Raw genomic sequence first — 26,220 nt, 5'->3', positions numbered from 1 at the left:
CCGTCGTTGCCCCCGGGGCCCGCCGGGTGGGCCGCCCGCCGGGCCGGGCGGTTGTCGCGGCTGACGGGACGGGGAGGCGGCACCACCTTGCCCGGCCTGGTGCTCAACCGGTTGCGCCCCGAGTCCACCGCGGAGATGGCCCGGTCGCTGCCCGACGGCGTGGCGCTCATCTCGGGCACCAACGGCAAGACCACCACCGCCCGCCTGGTACGGGCCGCCCTGGATGCCTCGGGATCTCACGTGGTGGCCAACACCGCCGGGGCCAATCTGGAGCGAGGGGTGGCCACCGCCTTGCTCGACGCTCCCGACGCCCAACTGGGCCTGTTCGAGGTGGACGAAGCTGCCCTGCCGGGACTGATGGCCAAGGTGCGGCCCCGGTCCGTCACCTTGATGAACCTGTTCCGGGACCAACTGGACCGCTACGGCGAGCTGGAGCATCTGGCCCGCCGCTGGGGGGACGCGGTGGCCGCGCTCGAGCCCGGTACCACCGTGATCTACAACGCCGACGATCCCGCGGTGGCCGACATCGTGGCCGACCATCCCGCCACCGTCTCCTACGGCATCGACGACCCCCGAACCGGTCGCCCTCACCTCCCCCACGCCGCCGACTCGTCACAATGCCGCCGCTGTGGAACTCCCCTCGAATACGACCTGATCACCATTGCCCACCTCGGGCGGTGGTCGTGCCCGGCCTGCGGCCTGTCCCGCGGTCGGCCCCAGGTGCGGGCGACCAGGGTGGCGATGCACGGCCTGGACGGGCAACGGCTGGCCATGGCCACCCCCGGCGGTCCCATCGAGTTGTCCCTGCGCCTGCCCGGCATGCACAACTCCTACAACGCCCTGGCCGCCACGGCCACCGCGCTGGCCCTCGACCTCACCCCGGAGGTCATCGGACCGGCGCTGGCCCACCGGCAGGCCGCCTTCGGTCGGGCCGAACGCACCCTCGTCGACGACGTGCGGGTCACCACGCTTCTGGCCAAGAACCCGGCCGGGGCCAACGAGAACATTCACACCCTGCTCCTGGAAGGCGGGCCCCTCCACCTGCTGGTGCTGCTCAACGACCGCACCGCCGACGGGCAGGACGTGTCGTGGATCTGGGACGTGGACTACGAGCTGTTGCCCGCAAACGGCCGTTTGGCCTCGCTCACCCTGGCGGGCGACCGGGCCTTCGACCTGGCCCTCCGGTTCCGCTACGCCGGCTTCGATCCCGACAAGATGTCGGTGGTGCCCTCGGTGGCCGACGCCCTCGACGCCGCCCTGGGGCATGCCCGCCCCGACGGCGACCTCTACGTGCTGCCCACCTACACCGCCCTGTTGGAGTTTCGGGCCGTACTGGTGGAACGGGGGCTGGTGCCCGCCTTCTGGGAGGACCAGTGAGCCCCAATCCCCCACCGGTGCGGGTCGGCCACCTCTACCCGGAGCGGATGAACATCTACGCCGACCGGGGCAACATCGCCGTGCTGCGCCGTCGCCTGGAGTGGCGGGAGCTCTCCATGACGGTGGTCGAAGTCGGACCGGCCGATCCCATCCCCGACGACTGCCACCTCTACTACCTGGGCGGCGGGCAGGATCGCGATCAGGCCATGGTGGCCGACGACCTGGCCCGCAAGGCCGACCCCCTGCGCCGGGCCGCGGCGCAGGGCGCGGTGGTGCTGGGGGTGTGCGGCGGGTACCAATTGTTGGGCCACGGCTACACCAGCACCGACGGTCGGCGACTGGCGGGCATCGGCCTGCTGGACGCCGACACCACCGCAGGAGACAGCCGGCTGATCGGCGACGTGGTCATGGAGGCCACCCTGGACGGGCGGACCGACACGGTGGTCGGCTACGAGAACCACGCCGGTCGCACCCATCTGGGCGCGGGATGCACCCCGCTCGGCCGGGTGCGGCGGGGTCACGGCAACAACGGAAGCGACGGCGGCGAGGGAGCGGTGGCAGGGCGGGTACTGGGCACCTACCTCCACGGCCCGCTGCTGCCCAAGAACCCCGGGCTGGCCGACACCCTGCTGGCCTGGGCCCTGGCCTACGCCGGAAGCCCGGTCGAGCTGACGCCCCTCGACGACCATCTGGAGCGCGCCGCCCACGCGGTGGCCGCCACCCGAGCAGGGCGGCGACGATGACGGTTCCGGCGATGCCCTGTCGCCGGAACCCTGCCCGGCCCGACCCCCCAAACCCACCCGCCAACCCAGGAGCATCACCGTGAGCGACCGCCCCCGTCCCATCATCATCGACACCGACCCCGGCCAGGACGACGCCATCGCCATCCTGGCCGCGTTGGCCGCCCCCGAACTGGACGTCCTGGGCATCACCGCGGTGGCGGGCAACGTGCCCCTGGAGTTGACCGCCCGCAACGCCCGCATGATCTGCGAGCTGGCGGGCCGCCACGACGTACCCGTCTTCGCGGGCTGCGATCGCCCGTTGCGCCGGGAGCTGGTCACCGCCGAGCACGTCCACGGCCACACGGGCATCGACGGTGCCGACCTGCCCGAGCCGGTCACCAACCTGGGGCCCCAACACGCCGTGGACTGGATGACCGAGACCCTGTTGGGCGCCGAGGAGCGGCAGATCACCATCTGTCCGGTGGGGCCCCTCACCAACGTGGCCACCGTGTTGGAGAACGCCCCCGAGACGGCGGGAAAGATCCGGGAGATCGTGTGCATGGGGGGAGGCTTCTTCGAGGGCGGCAACACCACACCCACCGCCGAGTTCAACATCTACGTGGATCCCGACGCCGCCAAGGTGGTGCTCGGCAGTGGGGCACCGGTCACGATGTTTCCGCTGGACGTGACCCACAAGGCGCTGATGACCGACGCCTGGATCGAGCAGATCCGGGGGCTGGGCACCCGCACCGGTGCCGCCGCGGCGGGCATGCTCGACTTCTACGAGCGTTTCGACGTGGACAAGTACGGCATGTTCGGGGGCCCGCTGCACGATCCCAACGTGATCGCCTACCTGCTGCGCCCCGACCTCTACCAGGGCCGCCACTGCAACGTGGAGGTGGAAACCGACTCCCCGCTCACCCTGGGCATGACCGTGGTGGACTGGTGGGACGTCACCGACCGCCCGGCCAACTGCCAGTACATCACCGAGGTGGACGCCGACGGCTTCTACGAACTGCTCCTGATGCTGCTGGCCCGCCTACCCTGACCACCCCGGCCCCGACCCCCCTCGCCCCCCGTACGTCCGGCCCCCGGCCCTGTAGCGTTGGGCGTACAATCGGCCCTGCAGCCCTATGTCCTCGGTCGCCACCTTCTTCGTCTTCGTGCTGGTCATGCTGGCGTTGGCCGCATTGGCCATCATCTTGGACTGGATGGGCAAACCCATTCGCCGGTCGTTTCGACCCCGCACCACGGGCACCCCGGCCTGGCTGTTGGCCGATGTCACCGGTACCCCAGCCCCCTCAGCCCCCCCGTACCTCCCGGACCCGGCGCAGGCCCCTGCACAAGACGGCTCCCCGCCGGACGCCGCCCGAATGCTCGCCCAGGCATCCGAAGACCCGCCTTCCGGCTCCCCGGTCCCGGGAGCCGACTCCCCGCTTCCCGGGCATGCGGCCCCCGACCCCGGATCTCGGCCCGAGGCAACCCCCGAACCGGGGCCGTGGCAAGCGGGCGAATCCATCTTCAAACTCACGCCCCGGGGTACGCCCCCGTCCATCACCGCGGTGCGCCGCCGCTACTGGAAGAACCTGTCCGAACGGCGGTCGTCGGTGGTGTTCGGCGCCGACAACCAGGCCCTCATGGCCATCGGGAAGGCACCCCAGCGGTTCAACCCCCGCACCGGGACCACCGAGGAGTTGGACCTGCCCGAGCCCATGCTGCGCCACTGCTGGGCCAACCATCGCCGACCGACCCCCACCTGGGGCGACGAGGGCCTCGACCCCTTCCGTCGACCATGACCGAGCCCATGAGACTCGGCCCCTTCTTTCGGCCATGACCGAGCCCATGAGATTCGGCCCCTTCTTTCGGCCATGACCGAACCGTCGACGTTCAGTGATCAATTCGCCGATGGATTCGAGATCGTCAAGCACCGTGGCCGGGAGGTGCGACCCCTGTTGCGGTTGGCGGCGTCGGAGGGAACCAAGGTGCGGGTGGAGCGCACCGCGGCGCGCACCGACCGCCGACAGGCCCTCAAGCTGGCCGCGGTCGGCGGCCTGCTGCAGGTGAACGAAGCCGTCTCCGAGGTGATCACCCTGTGGTCCGACACCAGCCCGTCGGAAGTGGAGCTGACCGTGGTCGGCGACCGAATCAGACGGCTGGAGGTGTGGAACGCCTGGGATCTGGGTGGACTGGAAACGGCCTGGCTGGGCAACGCCGGCATCATCGTCGAACCGGGAGATCGACACCTGGCCCTGCACTGCAGCGACGGCCTCGGCCCCCCCAGCTTCACCGACCTGCAGGTCCGCATCTCGGTGGCCGACCCGTCCCCGTAGCCCGGCCCACGACGACGCCCGTGCAGAGGGGCAGTGGCCCGGACCCGGTGCTTCGGGGCAAGCTTGGGTATGGCCATTTCGCTGGACGACCTCACCGCCGACACCTCGTTCACCCAGAACGTCAAGGGCCGGGTGACGTTCCTGCCCGAACCCGAGCGAGCGCCGCGGTGGACCCCGGTCATCTCGGTGGACGACCACATCGTGGAGCCCCCCGATGCCTTTGCCGAGCGGTTTCCGGCCAAGTACGCCGACGACGCCCCCCGGGTGGTCACCCTCGACGACGGGTCCGAGAGCTGGGTGTACGCCGGGCATTCGCTGCCCAATGTGGGGTTCAACGCGGTGGCCGGTCGGCCGGTCAGCGAGTACAGCTTCGACCCCACCCGCTTCGAGGACATGCGCCGGGGTGCCTGGGACATCACCGCCCGCGTCGCCGACATGGACCTCAACGGGGTCTACGCCTCCCTGTGCTTCCCGTCGTTTCTGCCCGGGTTCTGCGGCCAGCGCTTTCAGCAGCTCACCACCGACCCCCAGTTGGCCCTGGCCGCCGTTCGGGCCTGGAACGACTGGAACATCGAAGAGTGGTCGGGAGCCTGTCCCGAACGCATGATCCCCTGCCAGATCACCTACTTCCTCGATCCCGAGGTGGGGGCCGCCGAGGTGTACCGCAACGCCGAGCGGGGCTACCGGGCCATCAGCTTCTCCGAGGCCCCCCACTCGCTGGGCTTCCCCTCGCTGCACACCGGCCACTGGGATCCCATCATGGCCGCCTGCGAGGAGACCGACACCGTGGTGTGCCTGCACGTGGGCTCCTCCGGCACGTCACCCGCCACCGCCCCCGACGCCCCGTCCGACACCGTGGGAGTGCTGTTCTTCGGCTACGCCATGTTCGCCGCGGTGGATTGGCTGTACTCCAAGATCCCGGTGCGATTCCCCAACCTGAGAATCGCCCTCAGCGAGGGGGGCACCGGGTGGGTGGCCGGACTGCTCGACCGCTTGGAGCACGTCCGCAAGTACGACGCCATGTACGGCACCTGGAACGACGTGACCCTCTCCCCGGCCGACACCCTGCGCCGCAACTTCTGGTTCTGCGCCATCGACGACCCGTCGGCCTATGACCACCGCCACTACATCGGCGTGGAGAACCTGATGGTGGAGTCCGACTATCCCCACGCCGACTCCAGTTGGCCCGACACCCAGCGCCTCCTGGCCGACCAGCTTGCCGACGTTCCCGCCGATGAGGTGGCCCGCATCTGCTGGGCCAACGCCGCCGAGCTGTTCCGCCACCCGGTGCCCGACGCGGTGGTCGCCGACCCCAACTCCTTCTAGTGGCCCCGGCGCCCACCGGTGATCCCCGGACATCCGAAGCCCCCGCCGCCGATCCCAACCGGGCGACCGACCCCAGCCCCGCTGCCGACCCCAACCGGGCGACCGACTCCAAACGGGCGCCCGACCCCCTGCCCGCCGCCGACCCCGAGGTGGCCGCCGCCTACGTGGCGGCGGGCTGGTGGGGCCACCACACCCCCACCGACCTGATCCGGCGCAACGTCGCCCAGCGCCCCGACGATCCCGCCTACCTCACCTGGCACCGCCCGCAGGCGGAGCCCGACCACCCCGAGGGGCCCGACGGCCGCGTCGACCGGACCACCTGGGCCGATTACGACCTCCTGTCCGACCGGGTGGCCGCCGCCCTGTTGGCCGCCGGTCTGGACCGGGGCGACCGGGCCGCGGTGATTCTCCCCGACGGGGCCGCCGTCCACGCCACCTTCACCGGGGCCGATCGGGCCGGGGTGGTGGTGATGGGCATCGGCCACCGCGCCGGACCAGCCGAAATCGCCCACCTGGTGGCCACGTCCGGGGCCCGAGCCATCATCACCGGTCCCCGGCACCACGGCCGGCCCGCGGGCGAACTGGTGGCCGACCTCCGCAACACGCTGCCCGCCCTGCGCACCCACCTCACCGTGGACGGTGTCGGCCAAGGGGCGGACCTGAGGCTCGACGGCCAACCGGCCCCGACCCCAGCCGCGGTGGCCGATTTCGACGAAATCGTGGAGGAGCGCCGCCTCGGACCCTCGGAGCTGTGCCTGCTGAACTCCACCTCGGGGACCACCGGGCGGCCCAAGTGCGTGATGCAGACCCACAACCGCTGGTTCTACTTCCACCAGAAGGCGGTGGACTACGGCGGGCTGGGGTCCGACGAGGTGTTCTGCGTGCCGGTGCCCGCCCCGTTCGGTTTCGGCCTGTGGACCGCCCACTACACCCCGACCATCCTCGGGGTGCCCACCGTGGTGATGGCCGAGTTCGACGCCGCCGCCCTGTTGCGCCTGATCGAGGCCGAACGGGTGACCGTGCTGTGCGCGGTGACCACCCAGTTCATCATGATGCTGAACAGCCCGGCGTTCGACGATCACGACCTGTCCTCGTTGCGGGTGATGTTCACCGGGGGCGAGGCCATCCCCGAACAGCGGGCCGCCGAGTTCGAGGACCGCACCGGCTGCACGGTGTTGAACTTCTACGGCTCCAACGAGACCGGGATGCTGAGCGGCACCCGCCGGAGCGATCCCCGATCGGCCCGGCTGCGCACCGGGGGCCGCTGCGAACCGGAGATGAACTGCCGGTTGTACGACCCCGACGACGGCCGGAGGCTGCCCGACCTACGGGGGCGGGGCCGCCCTGCTTGTCGGGGACCGGCCACCGCCCTCGGCTACTACAACGACCCCGAGGCCAACGCCGAGCTCGTCACCGAGGACGGCTGGATGCTCATGGGCGACATCGTGGAGATCGACCGCGAAGGCTATCTGCGGGTGGTGGGACGCACCTCGGACTTCATCATCCGGGGCGGCAAGAACATCAGCGCCCCGGCGGTGGAAGACGAGTTGATGACCCATCCCGCCATCGCCCTGGTGGCCGCCGTGGCCGCCCCCGACCCGACCTTCGGTGAGCGGGTGGCCGCCTACGTGGAGTTGGTGTCCGGCACCGCGTTGGACCTGGACGGGCTGCGGGAGCACCTGGCCCGCCGGGGTGTGTCCCGGGAGTGGTGGCCCGAGCACCTGTTCATCCTGGACGCCCTGCCTCGGTCCTCGGGGGGCAAGGTGGCCAAGGGCCACCTCAAGGCCGACGCCGCCGCCCGACTCCACCGAGGGTGATCCGAACCACGGTCAACCCGCCCGATCGTGGTGTGACCGTTTTTCCGGTCGGACCTATATCTTGTGGCCCATGGTCTTGGGGCTGCTCGCTGCGCACCTGATCGGCGTCGTGGCCGCGGCCCTGGCGGGCCGCAGGTCCATGAGGTCGGGGTTGGCAGTGGCGGCCCTGCCCCCGGCGGCCACCGCCGCATGGGTCGTGGCCCGATTGGTGAGCGACGCGGCACCCACCACGGCCGAGGTCGTGTGGGTGGACGGCCTCGATCTGTCGCTGGGGTTTCGCATCGGGCCCATGGCCGACCTCATGGGGCTGCTGGTGGCGGGCATCGGCGCCCTGGTGTTCGTGTACGCCGTCGGGTACTTCGACCCGCAGGCCCCGGGCGGCACCCGGTTCCCGGCCACCCTGCTGGCCTTCTCCGGCTCCATGCTCGGGCTGGTGTGGGCCGACTCGGTGTGGACCCTGTTCATCTTCTGGGAACTCACCTCGATCACGTCTTTTCTGTTGATCGGTCACAAGCACTCCGACGCCGCCGTGCGGGCCGCCGCCCGCCGAGCCCTCATGATCACCGGTATCGGCGGGCTGGTGTTGTTGGCCGGCCTGTTGCTGTTGGTCAGGACCACCGGCGTCAACGCCATCAGCGACCTCGGCCCGGCAACGGGGGCCACCGCGACCTTGGCCGCGGTGCTGATCCTGATCGGTGCCGCCACCAAGTCGGCTCAGGTGCCGTTTCACGTCTGGCTCCCGGGGGCGATGGCCGCGCCCACGCCGGTCAGTGCCTACCTGCACTCCGCCACCATGGTGAAGGCGGGCGTGCTGCTCATGGCGTTGACCGGTCCGGCGCTGCGCCACACGGTGAGCTGGCAGGTCGTGGGGGGATGCCTGGGGGTGGCAACCATGCTGTGGGGGGCGGTGGGCGCTCTCCGCCACCGTGACGCCAAGCTGATCTTGGCCTGGGGCACGGTGTCGCAGCTCGGGCTCATGGTCATCCTGTTCTCCCTCGGCCCGGCCAAGGCCACGTTCGCCGGCGTGGCCATTCTCTTCGCCCACGCCCTGTTCAAGGCCACGTTGTTCCTGGTGGTGGGCGAAATCGACATCCGCACCGGCACGAGGGACATCGCCGAACTGGGCGGCCTCTGGCGCTCGATGCCGATGGCCGGTGCCACCGCCGCCCTGGCCTCGCTGTCGATGGCCGGTGTGCCCCCGCTGATCGGCTTCATGGCCAAAGAGTCCGCCATCGAAGCGAGCCTCGAACTCGGTTGGGCCAACCGCATCGTCTTCACCGGCGCCATCGCCGCGGGGTCAGTGCTCACCGTGGCCTACACCACCCGGTTCCTCGTCAGCGTGTTCGGCCCCGGTCCCGCCACCGCGGTGCGCCCGTTGCGGGCGGCGATGGCGGTGCCGTCGGTGCTGTTGGCCGCCGCCGGAGTGTTGGGCTACGCCGCCGTCAGCGGGGCCAACCGCATTGTCGCCCCGGCGGCGGTCCAGCTCGACCCTGCGGCCGAAGTCCACCGCTTGATCGCGTGGCCCGGCGTAAACACCGCCCTGGTGATTTCCGCGGCGGTGGTGGTGGCCGGAGCCCTGGTGGGCGCCACCCTGGCCCGGCGCGGCGTCGGCAACGCCCCCGTAGCAGTGGGCGAACAACGCGCCGATGCGTTGACCGACGGCGTTCTGACGTGGTCACCGCGGTTCACCGGGATGGTCCAGCACGGATCGCTCCCCGTCTACATCACCACCATGATGGCCGCCGCGTCCCTGGCGTCGCTGCCCTTCTTCGTATCGCTGGCCGGCGTCGATCTGCGGTGGTGGGACCACCCCCTCGAATGGGCCATCGCCGTGGCCACCGTGGGCTCCGCACTCGCGGGCACGATCCTGCGCTCCCGGTTGGGCGCGGCGCTGACGCTGGGGGCCGTCGGGCTGGGTATGGCCTCACTCTTCGTGATTCGCGGCGCTCCCGACCTGGCCCTCACCCAGTTGCTGGTCGAGACGATCATCGTCGTCGGCTTCGTGCTCGGCCTGGGGCGTCTCGGGCGCCGATTCCCCCCGGCCGGCAACACCTGGAGGAGTGTTCGGATTGTCTTCGCCGCCGTCGGCGGCGCGGCCGTCACCGTTGCGTTGGCGGCCGCCGGCGCACGCCCCACCGGCCGCGCCCCGGTGGACGAGCTGGTGGCCTCCGCCGTCGACGAGGGGGGTGGCAAGAACGTGGTCAACGTGATACTGACCGACATCCGTGCCCTCGACACGCTGGGCGAGGTGATGGTCCTCGCCGCAGTCGCCATGGGGGTGCTGGCCTTGGCCCGCGTCCGTCGTCTGGAGCGATCCCGGTGATCCGTTCACGTTCCCCGGTGGCGCAACTGGGCATTCGGGCCGCGGGCCCCTTCGGGTTGGTCGTCGGCGCGTACCTGCTGTTCGCCGGACACAATCGGCCCGGCGGGGGGTTCGCCGCCGGGCTGGTGTTCGGCGCGGTTCTGACCCTGCGCTCGGTGGCCGGGTTCCCGCGTACCACGCACGGTTTCGGACTGGTCGCCGCCGGGATCACCGTGGTGGTGGCCACCGCGGCCGCGCCGGTGTTCTGGAACAATCCCCTCTTGGATCAGGCGGTGTGGTCCACCGACCTACCGCTCTTCGGCACCGTCAAGTCGGGTACCGCCCTGGTGTTCGACATCGGCGTCGCCGCCATCGTGGTCGGCCTCGTCATCGCCCTCCTCGACGGCCTCGCCACCGAGGACCCGGAGCTCGACGAGCCAACCCCGGACGGCGACGCGCCCCCGAACCCCTCCCCCTCCGACGTTGCCCCCAAACCGAGGGAAGAGATCCGATGAGCATCGCGCTGCTGTTCGCCATTGGCGGCCTCACCTCCTGTGGCCTCTTCCTCATCACCACCCGCTCGTTGAGCCGCATCGTGCTCGGCTTCACGCTCTTGGGACACGCCGCCGTCCTTGCCCTGCTCGGCGCCGGAGGCCCCGGAGGCGACGCTCCGATCACCACCACCGGCGAGGAGATCTCCAACCCCCTTCCGCAGGCCCTCGCCCTCACCGCCATCGTCATCTCCTTCGGGCTGACCCTGTTCCTTTTGGCGCTGGCCGGCCGCCAGCAGACCCTGACCGGTGACGACCTGGTCGAAGACGACTTGGAGGACCGCCGGATCGCCGAGTCCGCCGACCAGCAGGACGACCCATGACGGCGTTGATTGCCACCACCATCGTGGCCCCGCTCATCTGCGCCGCCCTCAGTCTCGGGCTGCGCACCCAAACCCACCTCCGTGACGCCGTCACCCTGTTGGGGCTCGTCACCGCCGCGGGCGCGGCCATCGGGGCGCTCGTCCACGTGGCCGACCAGGGAACCCACTTCGTCCGCGTCGGCGGCTGGCACCCGGAGTTGGGCATCGTGCTCGTCGCCGACCTGCTCGCCGTGCTCCTGTTGCCGGTGGCTCTCATGATCATCGTGGTGGTGGAGATATTCGCCATCGGCCAGCGCCGTACCGCCTGGGGGGCCAACCCCGAACTCACCGGGCCGCTGCTGTGCGTGCTGACCGCCGGAGTCTCCCTGGCCTTTTTGACCGGGGACCTGTTCACGCTCTTCGTCGCCTTCGAGATGATCCTGGTCTCCAGTTACGTCCTGCTCACCCACCAAGGTCAGCGGGATCAGGTCCGCTCCGGGATGACCTACGTGTCCTTGAACCTGCTGGCCTCCACCCTGTTCCTCATCGGGGTGGCCCTCGTCTACACCGCCACCGGAACGGTCAACATCGCCTTGGCCGCCGAACGCATGGCCGATCTTCCCGACGGTGTCCGACTCGGCATCGGCGCCTGGTTCCTGGTCGTGTTCGGCACCAAGGCCGCGGTGTTCCCCCTGTTCGCCTGGCTGCCCGACTCCTACCCGACCGCGCCCACCACCATCACCGCGGTGTTCGCCGGTCTGCTCACCAAGATCGGGCTGTACGCCCTCATCCGCTTTCACTCGGCGACCGCCATGGACGATCTCGGTCCGGCCATGCTGATTTTGGCCGCCGTCACCATGGTCGTCGGCGCCATCGGCGCCCTGGCGCAATCCGACGTGAAGCGCATCTTGTCGTTCCACATCATCAGCCAGATCGGCTACATGCTCATGGGCCTCGGGCTGTTCACCGCCGCCGGCCTGGCCGGGGCCATCTTGTTCCTGGTGCACCACATGCCGGTGAAGACCGTGCTGTTCCTGGTCGGTGGGCTCATCGAGAACGAGCAGGGAACCGGGTCGCTGGAGCGCACCAGCGGGCTCGGCGCCCGCCGGCCCCTCTTTGCCGCCCTGTTCGCCATCCCGGCCCTCAGCCTGGCCGGGATGCCGCCCTTTTCCGGCTTCGTGGCCAAGTTCGCGGTGATCTCCGCGGGCATCGCCGAATCGTCCACCGTCGTGGTCACCGCCGCCCTGCTGGCCGGGGCCCTCACCTTGTTGTCCATGGCCAAGATCTGGCTCGGCGTGTTCTGGGGCCCGGCGCCGGGTGCCGGTGACCCCCCCGAGGACGAGAGCGACACGCCGCCGGGCAACCGGGCCACCATGGTGGCCGCCACCGGCCTCGCCGTGGCCGGAACCCTGGCCATCTCCTTGTTCGCCGGCCCCTTGTTCGACCTCAGCAAAGACGCCGCTGATGCCCTGCTCGCCCAAGCCGACGCCTTTGGCCAGGCCGCCCCATGAGCCGACTGTTTCGACTCCGCAGCCTGATCTCGCTGGTGGCGCTCACCGCCGTGTGGTGCGGTCTGTGGGCCGACCTCGCTCCCGGCACCGTGGTGGCGGGCTTGGCGGTAGCGGTGGCCGTCACCGCCATGGGCGTCGGCACCCGGGGCGCGGGCGGCGTTCGGTTGTGGCCCCTGCTGCGACTCCTCGGGGTGGTGGCCGCCGACCTGGCTCGGTCCACGCTGAATGTGGCCGTCGAGATCATCACACCGGTCGACAGCACCGACGAGTCCATCATCGCCGTGGACGTGCCGCTCTCCAGTCGGGACCATCTCCTGCTGCTGGTCATCGCCATCACCCTCACGCCCGGAACCGCGGTGGTGGACGCCGACCCCGACCGCAACATCTTGTACCTCCACCTCCTCCACGACCGGCTGCGAGACGACACCGTCGCCCACGTTCGCCAGCTCGCCCGCCTGGCCCACGACGCCCTGCCCGTCCCCCGACAAGAAAGCGCCGTGCTGTGATCTTCGCCATCTGCGGGTTCGCCTTCGCGGCGGCGTGTGGCATCGTTCGGCTCGTCATCGGCCCCGGCCTGGCCGAGAGGATCATGGCCATCGACGTGGCCCTCATCAGCGCCATGGGGGCCATCGCGGTGGACGCCGCCCGCCGCGACGACACCACCTACCTCGTCATCCTCATCGTGATCGCCATCATCGGCTTCACCGCCACCGTGGCCGCCAGCCGCTACCTCCAGCAGGAACAGCGCGGCATGGACTCCGAAGAGGCCCGACCGTGACCGTCCTGGCCACCACCCTCATGGTGATCGGCGGCGCCGTTGCCGTGCTGGCGGGCATCGGTATCCTCCGATTCAGCACCCCCTACGCCCGCTTGCACGCCGCGGGCAAGGCCAGCCCGGTGGCGTTCCTCATCGCCGCCGTCGGCGCGGGCATCCAACTCGGCGCCGGCGGTGCCGCCGCTTTGGCCATTGCCGGCGCGGCCATGGTCCTCACCCTGCCCGTCGGCGTCCACCTGCTCTTCAAGGCGGTCCACCGCACCACCGACAACCGCCACCTACTGGTCGACGACCTCGCTCCCGCCGAAGACGAAGCCGATCAAGACCCCCGCTGACCCACCCCCGGGGCCCGTCATCTGCCCCACCGCTCCTCGCACCCCGCACCCGACCGGTGGGGTGGCCGTGGCGGCGCCCGCCTCAGGGGGTGTTAGGGAGCTACTCGAAGGGGTAGGACACCTGGAGGTCGCGCCGCAGTCGGTCGCAGAGTTCGGCCATCTCCAGCGATTGGGCATGGGGCATGCGGTGGCTCTCGAGGACTCCTGATCGTACGCAATCCATGACTTCTTCGATTTGGTACTCGAAGCCGTTGCCCCGGTGCGGCACCTCCTCAACTATCTCCTCACCGGTGGTACGCAGGGTGGCCCGTTCCGCCCCCCAGAAGTCGGGAATCTCGATGGTGCCCTCGGTGCCGGTCATCACCGCCACCGGGTCCAGCTCAGCCACCACCGCGCATCCGAGCTGGGCGAGGCCACCGGTGGGGTACCTGGCCGAGATGGCCACGTGCTCGTCCACCCCGGTGTCGCCCACCACGCCGACCGCAGCCACCTGTTCGGGAGGCGCCCCGAACAGCCAGCGGGCCAGGCCCAGCGGGTAGACCCCGACATCCAAGAGACTTCCCCCGGCCAACGCCGGATCGAACAACCGATGGGTCGGGTCCACCGGCACCCGGAAACCGAAGGAAGCCGACAACTTGGTGACCTGGCCGATGCGCCCGTCGTCCAACCACCGCCGAACGATCTCGTAGACGGGCAGGAAGCGGGTCCACATGGCCTCCATGACAAACGCCCCACCGGCGGCCGATGCCGCCAAAATTTGCCGCACCTGGGCCTGGGTGGGCGCCAGCGGCTTTTCCACCAGCACCCCGACGCCGGCCTCCAAACACGCCACCGCCGCGTCGGCGTGCGCCGGATGGGGAGTACACACGTACACCGCGTCGAGTCCACCGGCGGCCAACATCTCCCCCGCCGACCCGTAGGCCGCCGGGATGCCGTGGGCATCGGCGAACGCCTCGGCCCGAGCCCGGTTGCGACCCGACACCGCCACCACCTCGGCACCGTCGACGACCCTGATGGCCTCCGCGAACCGACCCGCGATCATCCCGTGACCGACCATCCCGAACCTGAAGTCACTCACCACATCACCCATCGCCGCACCATCCGCAACACCCGGCCAAGCTAGCGGTGTGTCGCCGTCTCGGCCACCATCAGCTTCAGCGACGCTGAGGGACCGAGAGCGCGAGTGGCAAATCGACCGCGTTCACTATGATGCGCCGGTGACGACTCCGGGAAGCGTCTCTTCGCTTGAGATTCCCAGGCTTGCGGCCGACGCCTCCGACCACAGGGTGTGCGAAGCCATCACCGAGGCGGGTTGCTGCGTGATCGAACGAGCGGTGGACCCCGACATCATGGACGCCGCGGCCACCGAGATGGCCCCCTACACCGCCCACACGCCGCGGGGTACGTCCGACTTCGCCGGATCCGGCACCCGGCGCACCGGTCTGGTGGTGGGCCGCTCCCCCACGTTCCGCACCCATCTCGCCCGCCACCGGGCCGTCCTGGCCGCGGGCAGCCACATCCTCGGCCATGCCACCTCCTGGAAGCTCTCGTTCGCCCACTACTTCGAGCTCTTTCCCGGCGAGCCCGACCAGTTGCTCCACCGCGACACCTGGAAGTACGGGGCACCCCCGTTTCCGGTTGAGGTGGATCTCAACGCCCTGTGGGCGGTGTCCGACTTCACCGAGACCAACGGCGCCACCCGGGTGGTGCCCGGAAGTCACCTCTGGGCCGACGACCGGCGACCGGAACCGGGCGACGCGGTCGCCGCCGTGGCCCCCAAGGGCTCCGTGCTGCTCTACACCGGCCTGGTGTTCCACGGCGGCGGACACAACACCTCCGGCGACGTCCGGCTCGCCATCAACGCCCAGTACGCCGCCGGGTGGCTCTGCCCGACCGAGCAACTGCTGCTGGAGTACCCACCCGCGGTGGTCGCCGACTGGGACGACGACCTCATTCGCCTAATCGGCTACCAGCCCAGCGGCCCCGCCCTCGGCCACTGGCGCAACGCCGAAGACCCGTTCACCGCCGTCAAGGAGTACCGAAACGCCAACCCGCACGATCAGGGGTAAAGGCGATCGCGGTGTTCGCTGCGGTCGCGGTCAACCGCGACCGGCTCGTACAGTGGTCGACCGCGTGGCATCCGTTCGGGGTGTGCAGTTGCTTTGGCTGGGTTCCGGGGGCAACATTCCGCGGTGACTGCTTTCGATGACGCGGTGAGTCGGGTGGGTGCGGGCGCCGATGCCCGTGCCGAGGCCGAAGCGCTGGTGGGACAGATGACCCTGGAAGAGAAGCTGGGGTGCCTCGACGGCGATCTGCCGTTCTGGCCGGGTTTGCGGCAGATGATGGTGGGCTACGGGAGCCGGACGTGGCCCGCGGCCCACGTGGATCGCCTCGGCGTTCCGGGCCTCGATTTCGCCGACGGCCCCCGTGGCTGCGTGATGGGCCCCTCCACGTCTTTTCCGGTGTCGATGGCCCGCGGCGCCACTTTCGATCCGAACCTGGAGGAGCAGGTGGGCGAGGCCATCGGGGCCGAGCTGCGGGCCAACGGCGCCACCTTCACCGGGGCGGTCTGCATGAACCTGCTGCGTCATCTGGGGTGGGGACGAGCCCAGGAGACCTACGGGGAGGATCCCCACCACGTGGGTGAGATGGCCGCCGCATTCACCCGGGGGCTGCAGCGTCACGTGATGGCCGCCATGAAGCACTTCGCCTTGAACTCGATGGAGAACACCCGGTTCAAGCTCGACGTGACCGCCGATGAGCGGGCCCTGCACGAAGTGTACCTTCCCCACTTCCGTCGGGTGGCCGACGAGGGCGTGGCCGCCACCATGAGCGCCTACAACTCGCTCAACGGCCAATGGTGCAGCCAGAACCACGAGCTGCTCACCGACATACTCCGTGAGGAGTGGGAATGGGACGGGTTCGTGGTCACCGACTTCGTCGCCGGCCTGCGCGACCCGGTGCGGTCGGTGCAGGCCGGGTGCAACGTCGAGATGCCCTTCGCCCAGCAGCGGGCCATGACCCTGGCCGACGCGGTGGCCAACGGAACGCTCTCCACCGACGACGTGGACGCCCGGGTCGCCGAGACGGTGACCACCATGTTGCGCTTTGCCCGCGTCTACGGGGAACAACCGGACGCCTCGGTGGTCGGCTCCGAGCCGCATCGGTCCTTGGCCCGACGGGTGGCCGTCGAGTCGATGGTCCTCCTCAAAAACGACGGGCTGCTGCCGGTTGATCCTCGCGCCGTCACCAAGATCGCGGTGTTGGGCGAATTGGCCACCGCGGTGAACATGGGCGACGCCGGATCCAGCAACGTGGTGGACGTTCCCGACCCCGTCACCCCGCTCGCGGGCATCATCGAAGCATTCCCGGGTGCCCAGGTGACGCACTCCCCGGAGGACGCCACCATCGCCACCGACGCCGACTTGGTGGTGGTGGTCGTGGGCTACACCCGCCACGACGAGGGCGAGTTCGTCGGTGGGGTGGCCGAGATCATCTTCGACATCACGCCCCCCATGGACCACCCGACGCTCGGCCTGGATCCCGAGGCCCTGGCCTCGGACAGCGGCTGGGACGACGACGAGGAGGCCGCCGCGGGCGGCGACCGGACATCATTGCGGCTGCCCGCCGCCCACGAACGCCTGATCGAAGCCGCCGCGGCCCGAAGCGACCGTGTGGTGGTGGTCGTCGTCGCGGGCAGCGGCGTGGTGGTGCCCTGGCTCGACACGGTGCCCGCGGCCCTGGTCTCGTGGTACGCCGGCGTCGAGGGCGGTCGGGCCCTGGGCGACGTGTTGACCGGCACCGAGCCGGGCGGCCGGCTGCCCTTCGCCGTGCCCCGCGCCGAATCGGACCTCGTCGATTTCGAACCCGACGCCACCGAGGTCACCTACGACCTGCTTCACGGCCAGTGGTATCTCGACTCGTGCGGGGTCGACGCCCACCTACCCTTCGGCCACGGCCTCAGCTACGCCGACTGCGCCATCGCCGGTGCGACGATGAGCGACGACGGCCACCAGGTTGTGGTCACCGTGGAGAACCGGGCCAACCGACCGGGGTTGGCCGTGGTGTTCGCCTTCGGCTCGGTGGCCGACTCGGAGCACCGGCGTCCCGAACGCCGCCTCGTCGGCTTCGCCAAGGTCCGCCTCGAAAGCCAGGCCCGAACCGAGGTGGTCATCACCCTGGACCTTGGCCAACTCGACGTCCGGATCGACGGCCGGTGGCACACCGAGGACCGCCCCATGGTCATCTCCGTCGGCCTCGACGCGGCCCACACCCAACCGGTGGGCTAAGGCGGCGACTCCCGCCTCAGCACTCTGACGGCTCCAGGAACCGGCCCGCGACCAATTCGTGGGCGACCATCCCGAACCTGAAGCCACTGACCACGTGACCGATCGCCGCACCTTCCCAAACAACACCGCACCAAGTTTTCCTGTTCAATGCGGGGCCAGGACCGCCACACCATGGGCCGCCGCCGCCTCCGCCAATCGCCGGTCGTAGGTCACCATCACTTCGAGGTCATCTCCCAAATCCAGCGCGGCCGCCAGGTGAACGGCGTCCAGGGACCTCAACTCCACCGGGTCGATCCGACCGGCCTCGGCGAAGACCGCGGGGGTTACTTCGGTGAGGGTGACCGAATCCAACACTTGTTGGGCCAACACCGCCCGGTCGGGGGCAACTCGGCGCACCGCTCGCAGCAGTTCGGTTCGAACCAGATCACTGGCAACCAGATCGGCATCGGCTTCTGCGATCCACGCCCGCAGCGACGCAGTCTCGGGCTCGGCAACGACCAGCTTCACCAACGCCGAGGTGTCGAGATAGAACGCCACCTCAATACCGCTGATCTTCAATACCGCTGGTCGTCGCGCATCTCCGCCAGTACTCCGGACAGATCCGGGCCGGGCTCGGGAATCGGCAATTCCGTGGCCTCGCGGCGTGGCGGGCGGGCCCTCCCCGCTTCGACCAGGGCCTCCAGGCGCGACTTGCGCAGAGGCGTCATCTGAGCAACGGGCCTTCCCCGGTCCGTGATCGTCACCGTCTCACCGGCCGCCGCCTCGGCCACGACCGCAGACGCGTTCTGCTTAAGCGCACGAATCCCGACTTCCGACATGTGCTGCAATGTAGCACATACTGATGCCCGACGGCTCTACCGGCTCGGACAGCATGAGGCGAGGTTGCAACTGTCCGGGATGTGCAGTTGCTTTGGGCCGGTTCCGGGGGCAACATTCCGCGGTGACCGCTTCCGATGACGCAGTGGATCGGGTGAATGCGGAGGCCGATGCCCGAACCGAGGTGGCCGTGGCCACAGCCGGCATCACGAGGGAGGTGATCGCCTTCGAGTCGGCCAATCCACGGAACTACTGGCAGGCGATCACCGATCCCTCCGGCTGCCCCAGTGTCGAGATCACCGCCCAGCTCTACCTTCCTGAGGGCCCGCGTCCGCTTCCGATCGTGGCGGTGGTCCCCGGGAGTCTGGGGATCGGACCCAACCATCGGGCGCACGCCCGGACCCTGCTCGAAGCCGGGCTCGCCGCGTGCATTCTGGACCCCTTCGGCGGACGCGAGGTGGAATCCACCGTGGCCGACCAAACCCAGTACAGCTTCGCCGCCTCCGCCTTCGACGTTCTCGCTCTGGTGGCCACCCTGGCCGCCCGACCCGAGATCGACTCCCAGAGAATCGGGGCGCTCGGGCACAGTCGAGGCGGCACGGCGGTCACCCTGGCCGCCTGTCGACTCTTCGCCGATCCCATCCTCGGTCCCCACACCGGCATGGCCGCGGTGTACGCGGCCTATCCGTGGTGCGGCCATCAGTTCGCTCATCCGGCCATCGGCGCAACCCGCTACCGGGCGATCATCGGTGAACTCGACGAGTGGTGCTCCGTGCAACAGGTACAGGCCCAGACCCACGCCATGCGCCTTGCCGGTGCCGACGCCACCGTGGCCGTCGTGGCCGGGGCCCACCACAGTTTTGATCGCCTGGAGCGGGTCCATCGGATCGACGACGCCGCCGTGGCCGTAACCGCTCCCACCGTGCTGATCGATGACCAGGGTCGCCTGGTCGATCCCCGAACCGGCGTCGCCGATCCCCAAACCGTGGACCGCGACCTGTTCATCGCCGCATACCAGGGTGGCCACGTCACCAGGGGTGCTTCCATCGGAGGTACCGACGGCCAACCCGAACTCTTCCGTCAGGACATGCTGGACTTCTTCATGCCCCTGGCAGAACCCTCCTGGGACTCACCCAGACGCCATGGGCACCACGATGAGTGAGATCCCCAGCCTTTCGCCCACGACCCCGACGACACCGCCGCCCTACGGCGGGCCACATCCCCATGACGGGGCCAAGATGGGCCAACATGGTGTGGTGGCTCCTGAGCAATGTCCGGCCCCGGCGGTGAATTGATGCGGCGGCACCCCTGGAACACGGCGTTCGAGTGGAGCGCACCCTCGTCGGTGCCGACCACGCTGACGGGCGAAGAGGTCGACGCCTACGACCGCCACGGCTATGTGGTGCGGCCCGGAATGATCGACGGGGACACACTGGCCGGGGTCATCGGCGAGTGCGACGCCTTCGAGGCCGAGGTGGACGCCGGTCTGCGGCAGCTCCCCGACGGGCGCCTGGCCATCGCCGAGGCCGACGCCATCGTCTTCGCCCCCCATCTGGCCTCCCGCTCCGCGGTGCTCGGGGAGTTGGCCCGTGACCCCCGCGTCGTCGGTGCGGTGGTGGACCTCCTCGGACCCGACGTCAACCTCTACTGGGACCAGGTGGTGTACAAGAAGCCGGAAAAGCCCCGCCGGTTCCCGTGGCATCAGGACAACGGCTACACCTTCATCGAGCCCCAGCAGTACGTGACCGTGTGGTTGGCCCTCACCGACGCCACCGTCGACAACGGCTGCCCTTGGGTGGCCCCCGGCGTCCATCGCCACGGCACCCTGCACCACGACTACGTCGACCCGCTGGGCTTCCAGTGCTTCACCGAACCCCCGTCGAAGGCTGCGGCACCGGTCGGCGCGGGCGGGGCGGTGATCTTCTCCTCGCTCACCCCTCATCTCACCGGGCCCAACACCACCGAGGCGGTCCGCAAGGCCTACATCCTGCAGTACGCCCCGGTGGGCGCCGAGCTGCTGGAAGGCGACCCGGCCCAGGGCCCACCCACCGGCCGCCGACGCTGCGACGACCCGGTGAACCAGTTCCCGGTGGCCCGCAACGGCCACCGCGTCCCCACCGAGTAGCGCAGCATGGATGACACCGGTCACCGCGGCGAAGCTGGAATCCGCAACGGCCACCGCGTCCCCAGCGAGTAGCGAGACCCTCCGCCGTGTCCGACATCGCCGCAACCATCCGCGAAGCCGTTCGAGGGGCCAGAACTACCAGGGACCGCTTGGCCGTGGTCACCGCCCTCCGGAGCGTCGAGCCCGACGATCTGGCGGCGTTCTTCCACGAGGCCCTCGACGTCACCGACGCCGAGGCCATCACCACGGGCTTGCCCGCCTCACCGGGCGCGGCGGGCGGCGAGATCGTGCTCAGCGCCGAGGACGCCGTGCGGGCCGCCGACGAGGGGCGCGCCGTCATCCTCGTACGGGCCGAGACCACCCCCGACGATGTCGTGGGCATGCAGGCCGCCAACGGCATCCTCACCACCCGGGGCGGACTGGTCAGCCACGCCGCCGTGGTGGCCCGGGGCTGGGGCATCCCCGCGGTGGTCGGGGCCGCCGAAGCCCACATCGCCGACGGCACCGTCACCATCGGCGACCGCACCCTGTACCCCGGCGACCTGATCACCATCGACGGCAGCACCGGTGCGGTCTACACCGGGGCGCTGGCCACCATCCACCGCGACCCGCCGGCCGAACTCGACCAGCTCCTGGGGTGGGCCGACGAGGTGAACGCCGGCCACGTCGAGGTGCGGGTCAACGCCGACACCGCCGGGGACGCGGGCCACGGTCGAGAACTCGGCGCTCAGGGCATCGGGTTGTGCCGCACGGAGCACATGTTCCTGGCCGCCGACCGCCTCGGAGCCGTGCGGCGGTTCATCCTGGCTCCCGATCAGGCCACCGAGGCCGCCGCCCTCGCCCAACTCGAACAGGCTCAGCAGGCCGACTTCGAGGCCCTGCTGGCCGCGATGGGCTCGCTGCCGGTCACCGTTCGCCTGCTCGATCCGCCCCTGCACGAGTTCCTCCCCGACCTTCACGACCTGATCGCCCGAGAGGCCCGAGGCGAACTCACCGGCCCGGAGCAAACCGAACTGGCCGCCGTTCGCCGCCTCCACGAGTCGAACCCCATGCTCGGCACCCGCGGCGTGCGCCTCGCCGCCGTGCGCCCCGGCGTCTACCAGATGCAAGTGCAGGCCCTGTGTCGGGCCGCGGCCATCCTCTACGAGCGGGGCCTGCGTCCCCACGTGGAGATCATGATCCCGTTGGTGGTCGACGCCGAGGAGCTACGCATTGCCCGCGGCTGGGTGGCGGGCGTGCTCGACGAGATCGGCCACCCCGAATTCAGCTCCGACATCATCACCGTGGGGGCCATGATCGAGACCCCTCGGGCGGCCATCACCGCGGGTGCCCTGGCCGAACACGCCGACTTCTTCTCTTTCGGCACCAACGACCTCACCCAGATGACGTTCGCCTTCAGCCGCGACGACGTGGAGGCGAAGCTGTTGCCCGCCTACCGGGAACTCGGCATCCTGGCGGCCAACCCGTTCGGGGTGCTCGACCAGGAAGGGGTGGGGGCCATGCTGGAGCACGCCTGTCGCCACGCCCGGTCGGCCAAGCCGACCATCAAGCTGGGGGCCTGCGGGGAACACGCCGGGGACCCGTCCTCGGCTGCTTTCCTGGTCGGCCTCGGCGTCGATTCGGTGTCGTGCTCGCCGTACCGGGTGCCGATGGCCCGCCTCGGGGTGGCCCAGTCGCTCCTGGCGTGCGGGCGGGTCGACATCGCCGACGTGACGTTCACCTTCCCCACCGCACCAGATCCGAAGGCCGCCGCTCCGTCGGACACCGACACCCCGTCGGAAACGTCCCCCCCACCGGCCCCGGCGCCGTCGAACCCTGCGGTCGACGTCGGCGACATCACCGAAGCCCTGGTCCTGCACACCGTCAAGGTGCGCGGTTTCGTCACCCCCGAGGGCCTGGCCGCCAGCCTCGGGGCGGAGCCCGCCGGGGCTTTGGCCGACCTGGCCGAGCGGGGGCTGGTCCGCCACATCGAAGCCCGCAACCTGTACTGCCTCTCGCCCCCCGGCCAAGAACTCCACGCCGAGCAGATGGCTTCGGTACGCGACGACATGAAAGCCCAACTCGGCCCCCCGTACCAGCGGTTCCTCACCCTCAACGGCGAGTTCAAGACCCTGTGTACCACGTGGCAGATGCGGGGCCCCGACGAGCCCAACGACCACACCGACCCCGACTACGACGCCGCCTGCATCGCCCACCTCGCCGACCTCGCCACCCGCACGGCCCCGGTGATCCAGGAGTTGGCCGCCGTGCTCCCCCGCATGGCCCGCTACCAGCACCGCCTCGAGGAGGCAGCCGCCGCCGTCCGGGCCGGGGACACCAACCGCTTCACCGGCGTGATGTCCGACTCCTTCCACGACGTGTGGATGGAACTCCACCAGGATCTGATCGTGCTGCAGGACGTCGACCGGGTGGCCGAAGGGAGCTTCTGATGGAACCCGCCCCACCACCCGAACTGCTCCCGGTGTCGGGCTCGATCCGGGGCCTTCGCGTGCTGGTCACCGGGTGCGCATCGGGCATCGGCCTGGCCACCGTGCAGCTTCTGGCCGCTGAGGGCGCCCGGCTGGTGGGGGTGGACCGCCACGAACCCCCCGTGCCCATGGACGAGTGGTACCCGTGCGATCTCGGTGACCCCGAGGCCATCGACCACCTCGTGGCCCGCCTGGACGGCGCACTGCACGGCGTGTGCAACGCCGCAGGCCTACCCACCACCCGGCCCGCCGCCGACATCATGAGGGTGAACCTCTTCGGTCTCCGCCACCTGACCGAGCGGTTGCTGCCCCGACTGGAGGACGGTGCGTCGGTGGTGAACATCGCCTCGTGTGCCGGAACCGGCTGGCCCAAGCGACTCGACGTCATCACGCAACTCCTGGCCACCGACTCCATGGCCGCCGGTCTGGCCGAGTTCGCCCAACGGCAACTCGACCCGGTGGAGGCCTACTTCCTCAGCAAGGAGGCCGTCACCGTCTACACGATGGTCACCGCCACCAAACACGTGGACCGACGCATCCGGGTCAACGCAGTGAGCCCCGGCGCGGTCTACACCCCCATCCTGGACGACTTCTACACCACCATGGACGCCGATCGCCTGGCCGAACTCCGCACCTACGCCGGGGGGCGCGAGGGCTATCCCGCCGAGATCGCCGCCCCCATCGCTTTCCTGCTCAGCCGGGCCGCCTCGTGGGTCAACGGCACCAACCTGATCGTCGACGGCGGCGCCGAAACCGCGGTGACCCTCGGCACCATGGCCGAACGAACCCCCAACACCCCTCGCGACATCTGAGTACTTCCCGCCCGCCCGAACACAACGGTGGCGGTCAACCCTCGCCGTGCATGGCCTCCCACATCCGGTCGGCCGACAGCGGTGTGGTCAACTCCGACCAGTCGACGTCGGGCAACGCAGCGCACACCGCGTTCACCACCGCCCCGTAGGCGCCGTTGGTTCCCCCCTCGCCCATGCCCTTCATGCCGCCGGGGGTGTAGGGGCTGGGAATCTCCAGGTGCTCGATGCGGATGTCGGGCATCGTGTCCCCCGTCGGAACGTGGTAGTCAAGCAGGGTTGAACACCGGGGTTGCCCGTGCTCGTCGTAGACGAACTCCTCGATGAGCGCTGCCCCCAGGCCCTGGGCGACGCCGCCTTGGATCTGCCCCTCCACGATGGTGGGATTCACCATGGTGCCGCAGTCGCTCACCACCACGTAGTCCTCCACCTCCACCAAGCCGCTACCGGGATCGACCGCCACCCGGCAGGCGTGGGCAGCGTAGGAAAAGGTGGCGCTGACCGGGTCGTAGCAGTGCGACGCAACCAACCCCGGTTCCACCCCCTCGGGAAGCCGGAAGCCCTGCCAGGCCCGCCGAGCCACCTCGTCGATGCTCACGCCGATCTCAGTGCCCACCACCCGGGCCCGCCCCTCCCCCAGCTCGATGTCCGCCGCGCCCGCCTCCAGCATCTCGGCGGCGATGGACTTGATCTTGTCGGCCACTTCCCGAGCGGCCACCACCGCTGCGCCCCCACCCACCGCGATGGAACGGGAGGCCGCCGTGCCGTAGGCGGAATAGGGGGTGGTGTCGGTGTCACCGTGGACCAACTCGACGGCGGCCGGCGCCACACCGAGTTCATCGGCCACCAACTGGGGAATCGTGGTCTCCAGACCCTGACCGTGCGGAGATACCCCGGATGCCACCCGTACCCCGCCGTCCGGCTCCACGCGCACGGTGGCGCTCTCGAACCCGCCGATGCTGAGCCCGATGAACTCGTTGGCGTTGCTCGGCCCGATCCCGGCCATCTGCACGTAGCAGCAATAGCCCACGCCCCGGGCCCGACCGTCGTCGGAGGCCACCGGGCCCTCCTCCATGAGCCGTCGGGCCCGTCGTAGGGCCTCGGGATAGTCGCCGTTGTCGTACTCGATCATGGTGCGGGTCCGATAGGGCTGCTCCTCGGGGCCGATCATGTTCTGCAGCCGCAGCTCCACCGGATCCCACCCCAACTCGGACGCCACCAAGTCAACCGCCCGCTCCCGGATGATCGCCGCCTGGGTCTGCCCGAAGCCCCGGTAGGCACCGGTGGTCATGGTGTTGGTGGCCACCACCCGGCCCACACCCCGAACGGCGTCCCACCGGTAGGGGCCGGGCACCACCCCGAACACGGTGAACAGCGGCCCACCGCCGAACACGGCGAATCGGGCCCCGGCGTTTCGGCAGCTCTCCACCCGCAAACCCCGCAGCGTCCCGTCGTTGTCGAACGCCACCTCCACGTCGTGGATCTCGTCGCGGGCGTGGGTGGTGGCCACCAGCGACTCGCTGCGGTCCTCGACCCACTTCACCGGCCGGCCCAAATCCAGGGCGACGGCGGCCACCATCACCTCGTCCTCGTACACATGGTCCTTGAGCCCGAAGCCACCCCCCACGTCGGGGGCCACCACCCGCACCCGGCTTTGGGCCAAATCCAGGGACTCGCACAGGGAATCGCGCACCGAGTGGGGGGCCTGGGTGGACGTGTACACAACGAGCCTCCCCCCACCCTCGGGCACCGCGACGATTCCGCGCCCCTCCAGGGCCAACCCGTGAATCCGCCCGATCCGCAGCCTCATGCCCACCGTGCGGTCCGCACCGGCGAACACTGCGCCGGTGTGGTCGTCGGTGTCACCGGCGTCGAAGGCCGCCAGCACATTGGAACCCAGTTCGGGGTACAGCAGCGGGGCGCCGTCGGCCAAGGCCTGGTCCATGGCCACCACCGGCTCCAGCTCATCGATCTCCAGGCTCACCTGCTCGGCGTGGTCCTCGGCCGAGTAGCGGGATTCGGCGACGACCACCGCCATGGGCTGGCCCACATACCGCACCACCTCGTCCACCACCGGGGTGGAGTGCTGTTGCTGGCCCCCCAGAACCCACAGGACGGGCAGTTCGCCGGGAATCAGGGACGCCAACCGCTCGGGGCCGTACACCGTGGCCCGGCCACCGTCGGCCCCGTCGAACCCCACCAACCGCCCGTGGGGAAGCGGGCTGCGCACGATGGCCGCGTGCACCATCCCCGGAAGCACGATGTCGTCCAGGAATCGGCCGGCACCGCGCACCAGGCCTTCGTCGTTGACCCGAGGCACCCGCTGACCGACCCAGGACGACTTCATGGCACCCGTGACACTAGC

At 70.1% G+C, this 26,220-nt stretch carries 24 protein-coding genes; 20 read left to right on the top strand and 4 right to left on the bottom strand.

Annotated elements, in window-relative coordinates; all coding sequences use genetic code 11:
* Positions 1-6 precede the first annotated feature (6 nt).
* The 14 genes from ACOQPQ_RS02585 (at position 7) to ACOQPQ_RS02520 (ending at position 13,348) form a co-directional block, all read left to right on the top strand.
* Positions 7-1,377 (top strand): MurT ligase domain-containing protein, encoded by a 1,371-nt coding sequence (locus ACOQPQ_RS02585; protein WP_420637884.1) that lies wholly within the window; start codon positions 7-9, stop codon positions 1,375-1,377.
* Positions 1,374-2,120, top strand: a complete 747-nt coding sequence (locus tag ACOQPQ_RS02580) for a type 1 glutamine amidotransferase (protein ID WP_420637883.1) — start codon at positions 1,374-1,376, stop codon at positions 2,118-2,120. The genes ACOQPQ_RS02585 and ACOQPQ_RS02580 overlap by 4 nt, the downstream gene beginning before the upstream one ends.
* Before the next feature lie 79 nt (positions 2,121-2,199).
* Entirely contained in the window at positions 2,200-3,147 is a 948-nt protein-coding gene (locus tag ACOQPQ_RS02575) for a nucleoside hydrolase (protein ID WP_420637882.1), read from the top strand.
* An 85-nt stretch (positions 3,148-3,232) separates the two neighbouring features.
* Positions 3,233-3,895: a hypothetical protein gene (locus tag ACOQPQ_RS02570; protein ID WP_420637881.1), complete on the top strand. Its 663-nt coding sequence runs from the start codon at positions 3,233-3,235 to the stop codon at positions 3,893-3,895.
* Positions 3,896-3,967: 72 nt separating this feature from the next.
* On the top strand, positions 3,968-4,429 hold the full coding sequence (locus ACOQPQ_RS02565) for a hypothetical protein (protein WP_420637880.1): 462 nt from the start codon (positions 3,968-3,970) through the stop codon (positions 4,427-4,429).
* A gap of 69 nt (positions 4,430-4,498) precedes the next feature.
* Positions 4,499-5,755, top strand: coding sequence for an amidohydrolase family protein (locus tag ACOQPQ_RS02560; protein WP_420637879.1), 1,257 nt, complete (start codon positions 4,499-4,501; stop codon positions 5,753-5,755).
* Positions 5,755-7,572 (top strand): AMP-binding protein, encoded by a 1,818-nt coding sequence (locus ACOQPQ_RS02555; RefSeq protein ID WP_420637878.1) that lies wholly within the window; start codon positions 5,755-5,757, stop codon positions 7,570-7,572. The genes ACOQPQ_RS02560 and ACOQPQ_RS02555 overlap by 1 nt, the downstream gene beginning before the upstream one ends.
* 70 nt (positions 7,573-7,642) lie before the next feature.
* The gene (gene mbhE, locus ACOQPQ_RS02550) at positions 7,643-9,895 is read left to right on the top strand and encodes a hydrogen gas-evolving membrane-bound hydrogenase subunit E (RefSeq protein WP_420637877.1); all 2,253 of its coding nucleotides are present in this window, start codon (positions 7,643-7,645) and stop codon (positions 9,893-9,895) included.
* A 17-nt stretch (positions 9,896-9,912) separates the two neighbouring features.
* A complete protein-coding gene (locus ACOQPQ_RS02545) occupies positions 9,913-10,389 on the top strand; it encodes an MnhB domain-containing protein (protein ID WP_420637876.1) in 477 nt (158 codons plus the stop codon).
* A complete protein-coding gene (locus tag ACOQPQ_RS02540; protein WP_420637875.1) occupies positions 10,386-10,748 on the top strand; it encodes a sodium:proton antiporter in 363 nt (120 codons plus the stop codon). The genes ACOQPQ_RS02545 and ACOQPQ_RS02540 overlap by 4 nt, the downstream gene beginning before the upstream one ends.
* Entirely contained in the window at positions 10,745-12,238 is a 1,494-nt protein-coding gene (locus ACOQPQ_RS02535) for a proton-conducting transporter membrane subunit (RefSeq protein ID WP_420637874.1), read from the top strand. Before ACOQPQ_RS02540 ends, ACOQPQ_RS02535 begins: the two co-directional genes overlap by 4 nt.
* Positions 12,235-12,744, top strand: a complete 510-nt coding sequence (locus ACOQPQ_RS02530) for a Na+/H+ antiporter subunit E (RefSeq protein ID WP_420637873.1) — start codon at positions 12,235-12,237, stop codon at positions 12,742-12,744. The genes ACOQPQ_RS02535 and ACOQPQ_RS02530 overlap by 4 nt, the downstream gene beginning before the upstream one ends.
* Positions 12,741-13,016, top strand: coding sequence for a monovalent cation/H+ antiporter complex subunit F (locus tag ACOQPQ_RS02525; RefSeq protein WP_420637872.1), 276 nt, complete (start codon positions 12,741-12,743; stop codon positions 13,014-13,016). The genes ACOQPQ_RS02530 and ACOQPQ_RS02525 overlap by 4 nt, the downstream gene beginning before the upstream one ends.
* On the top strand, positions 13,013-13,348 hold the full coding sequence (locus tag ACOQPQ_RS02520) for a cation:proton antiporter (RefSeq protein ID WP_420637871.1): 336 nt from the start codon (positions 13,013-13,015) through the stop codon (positions 13,346-13,348). Before ACOQPQ_RS02525 ends, ACOQPQ_RS02520 begins: the two co-directional genes overlap by 4 nt.
* Positions 13,349-13,448: 100 nt before the next feature.
* Here the strand turns inward: ACOQPQ_RS02520 and ACOQPQ_RS02515 are convergent, their stop codons facing one another.
* Positions 13,449-14,426, bottom strand: a complete 978-nt coding sequence (locus tag ACOQPQ_RS02515) for a Gfo/Idh/MocA family protein (protein WP_420637870.1) — start codon at positions 14,424-14,426, stop codon at positions 13,449-13,451.
* A 139-nt stretch (positions 14,427-14,565) separates the two neighbouring features.
* Here ACOQPQ_RS02515 and ACOQPQ_RS02510 point away from each other — a divergent pair, with 139 nt between their 5' ends.
* Both ACOQPQ_RS02510 and ACOQPQ_RS02505 read left to right on the top strand, forming a co-directional pair.
* Positions 14,566-15,417, top strand: a complete 852-nt coding sequence (locus ACOQPQ_RS02510; protein WP_420637869.1) for a phytanoyl-CoA dioxygenase family protein — start codon at positions 14,566-14,568, stop codon at positions 15,415-15,417.
* A gap of 123 nt (positions 15,418-15,540) precedes the next feature.
* A complete protein-coding gene (locus tag ACOQPQ_RS02505; RefSeq protein ID WP_420637868.1) occupies positions 15,541-17,637 on the top strand; it encodes a glycoside hydrolase family 3 C-terminal domain-containing protein in 2,097 nt (698 codons plus the stop codon).
* 144 nt (positions 17,638-17,781) lie between these two features.
* On the opposite strand, the gene ACOQPQ_RS02500 is transcribed toward ACOQPQ_RS02505, so the two are convergent.
* Both ACOQPQ_RS02500 and ACOQPQ_RS02495 read right to left on the bottom strand, forming a co-directional pair.
* Positions 17,782-18,174 carry a type II toxin-antitoxin system VapC family toxin gene (locus ACOQPQ_RS02500; protein ID WP_420637867.1) on the bottom strand — a complete coding sequence of 131 codons (393 nt, stop codon included), beginning with the start codon at positions 18,172-18,174 and terminating at the stop codon, positions 17,782-17,784.
* 17 nt (positions 18,175-18,191) lie between these two features.
* Entirely contained in the window at positions 18,192-18,455 is a 264-nt protein-coding gene (locus ACOQPQ_RS02495; protein ID WP_420637866.1) for a type II toxin-antitoxin system Phd/YefM family antitoxin, read from the bottom strand.
* A 122-nt stretch (positions 18,456-18,577) separates the two neighbouring features.
* On the opposite strand from ACOQPQ_RS02495, the gene ACOQPQ_RS02490 reads away from it, so the two are divergent.
* The 4 genes from ACOQPQ_RS02490 (at position 18,578) to ACOQPQ_RS02475 (ending at position 23,858) form a co-directional block, all read left to right on the top strand.
* Positions 18,578-19,615 (top strand): dienelactone hydrolase family protein, encoded by a 1,038-nt coding sequence (locus tag ACOQPQ_RS02490; RefSeq protein ID WP_420637865.1) that lies wholly within the window; start codon positions 18,578-18,580, stop codon positions 19,613-19,615.
* Between the two features lie 132 nt (positions 19,616-19,747).
* Positions 19,748-20,578: a phytanoyl-CoA dioxygenase family protein gene (locus tag ACOQPQ_RS02485; protein ID WP_420637864.1), complete on the top strand. Its 831-nt coding sequence runs from the start codon at positions 19,748-19,750 to the stop codon at positions 20,576-20,578.
* An 86-nt stretch (positions 20,579-20,664) separates the two neighbouring features.
* Positions 20,665-23,007 carry a putative PEP-binding protein gene (locus ACOQPQ_RS02480; protein ID WP_420637863.1) on the top strand — a complete coding sequence of 781 codons (2,343 nt, stop codon included), beginning with the start codon at positions 20,665-20,667 and terminating at the stop codon, positions 23,005-23,007.
* Complete coding sequence (locus tag ACOQPQ_RS02475; protein WP_420637862.1) at positions 23,007-23,858, top strand: coniferyl-alcohol dehydrogenase; 852 nt, start codon at positions 23,007-23,009, stop codon at positions 23,856-23,858. Before ACOQPQ_RS02480 ends, ACOQPQ_RS02475 begins: the two co-directional genes overlap by 1 nt.
* Positions 23,859-23,892: 34 nt before the next feature.
* Here the strand turns inward: ACOQPQ_RS02475 and ACOQPQ_RS02470 are convergent, their stop codons facing one another.
* A complete protein-coding gene (locus tag ACOQPQ_RS02470) occupies positions 23,893-26,202 on the bottom strand; it encodes a xanthine dehydrogenase family protein molybdopterin-binding subunit (protein ID WP_420637861.1) in 2,310 nt (769 codons plus the stop codon).
* Positions 26,203-26,220: the final 18 nt, after the last annotated feature.

Source organism: Candidatus Poriferisocius sp., assembly GCF_965219775.1.
Taxonomy (GTDB): Bacteria; Actinomycetota; Acidimicrobiia; order Acidimicrobiales; family Bin134; genus Poriferisocius.
The sequence above is the reverse complement of the archived record's forward strand: the minus strand, read 5'-3'. Positions and strand labels throughout refer to the sequence as shown.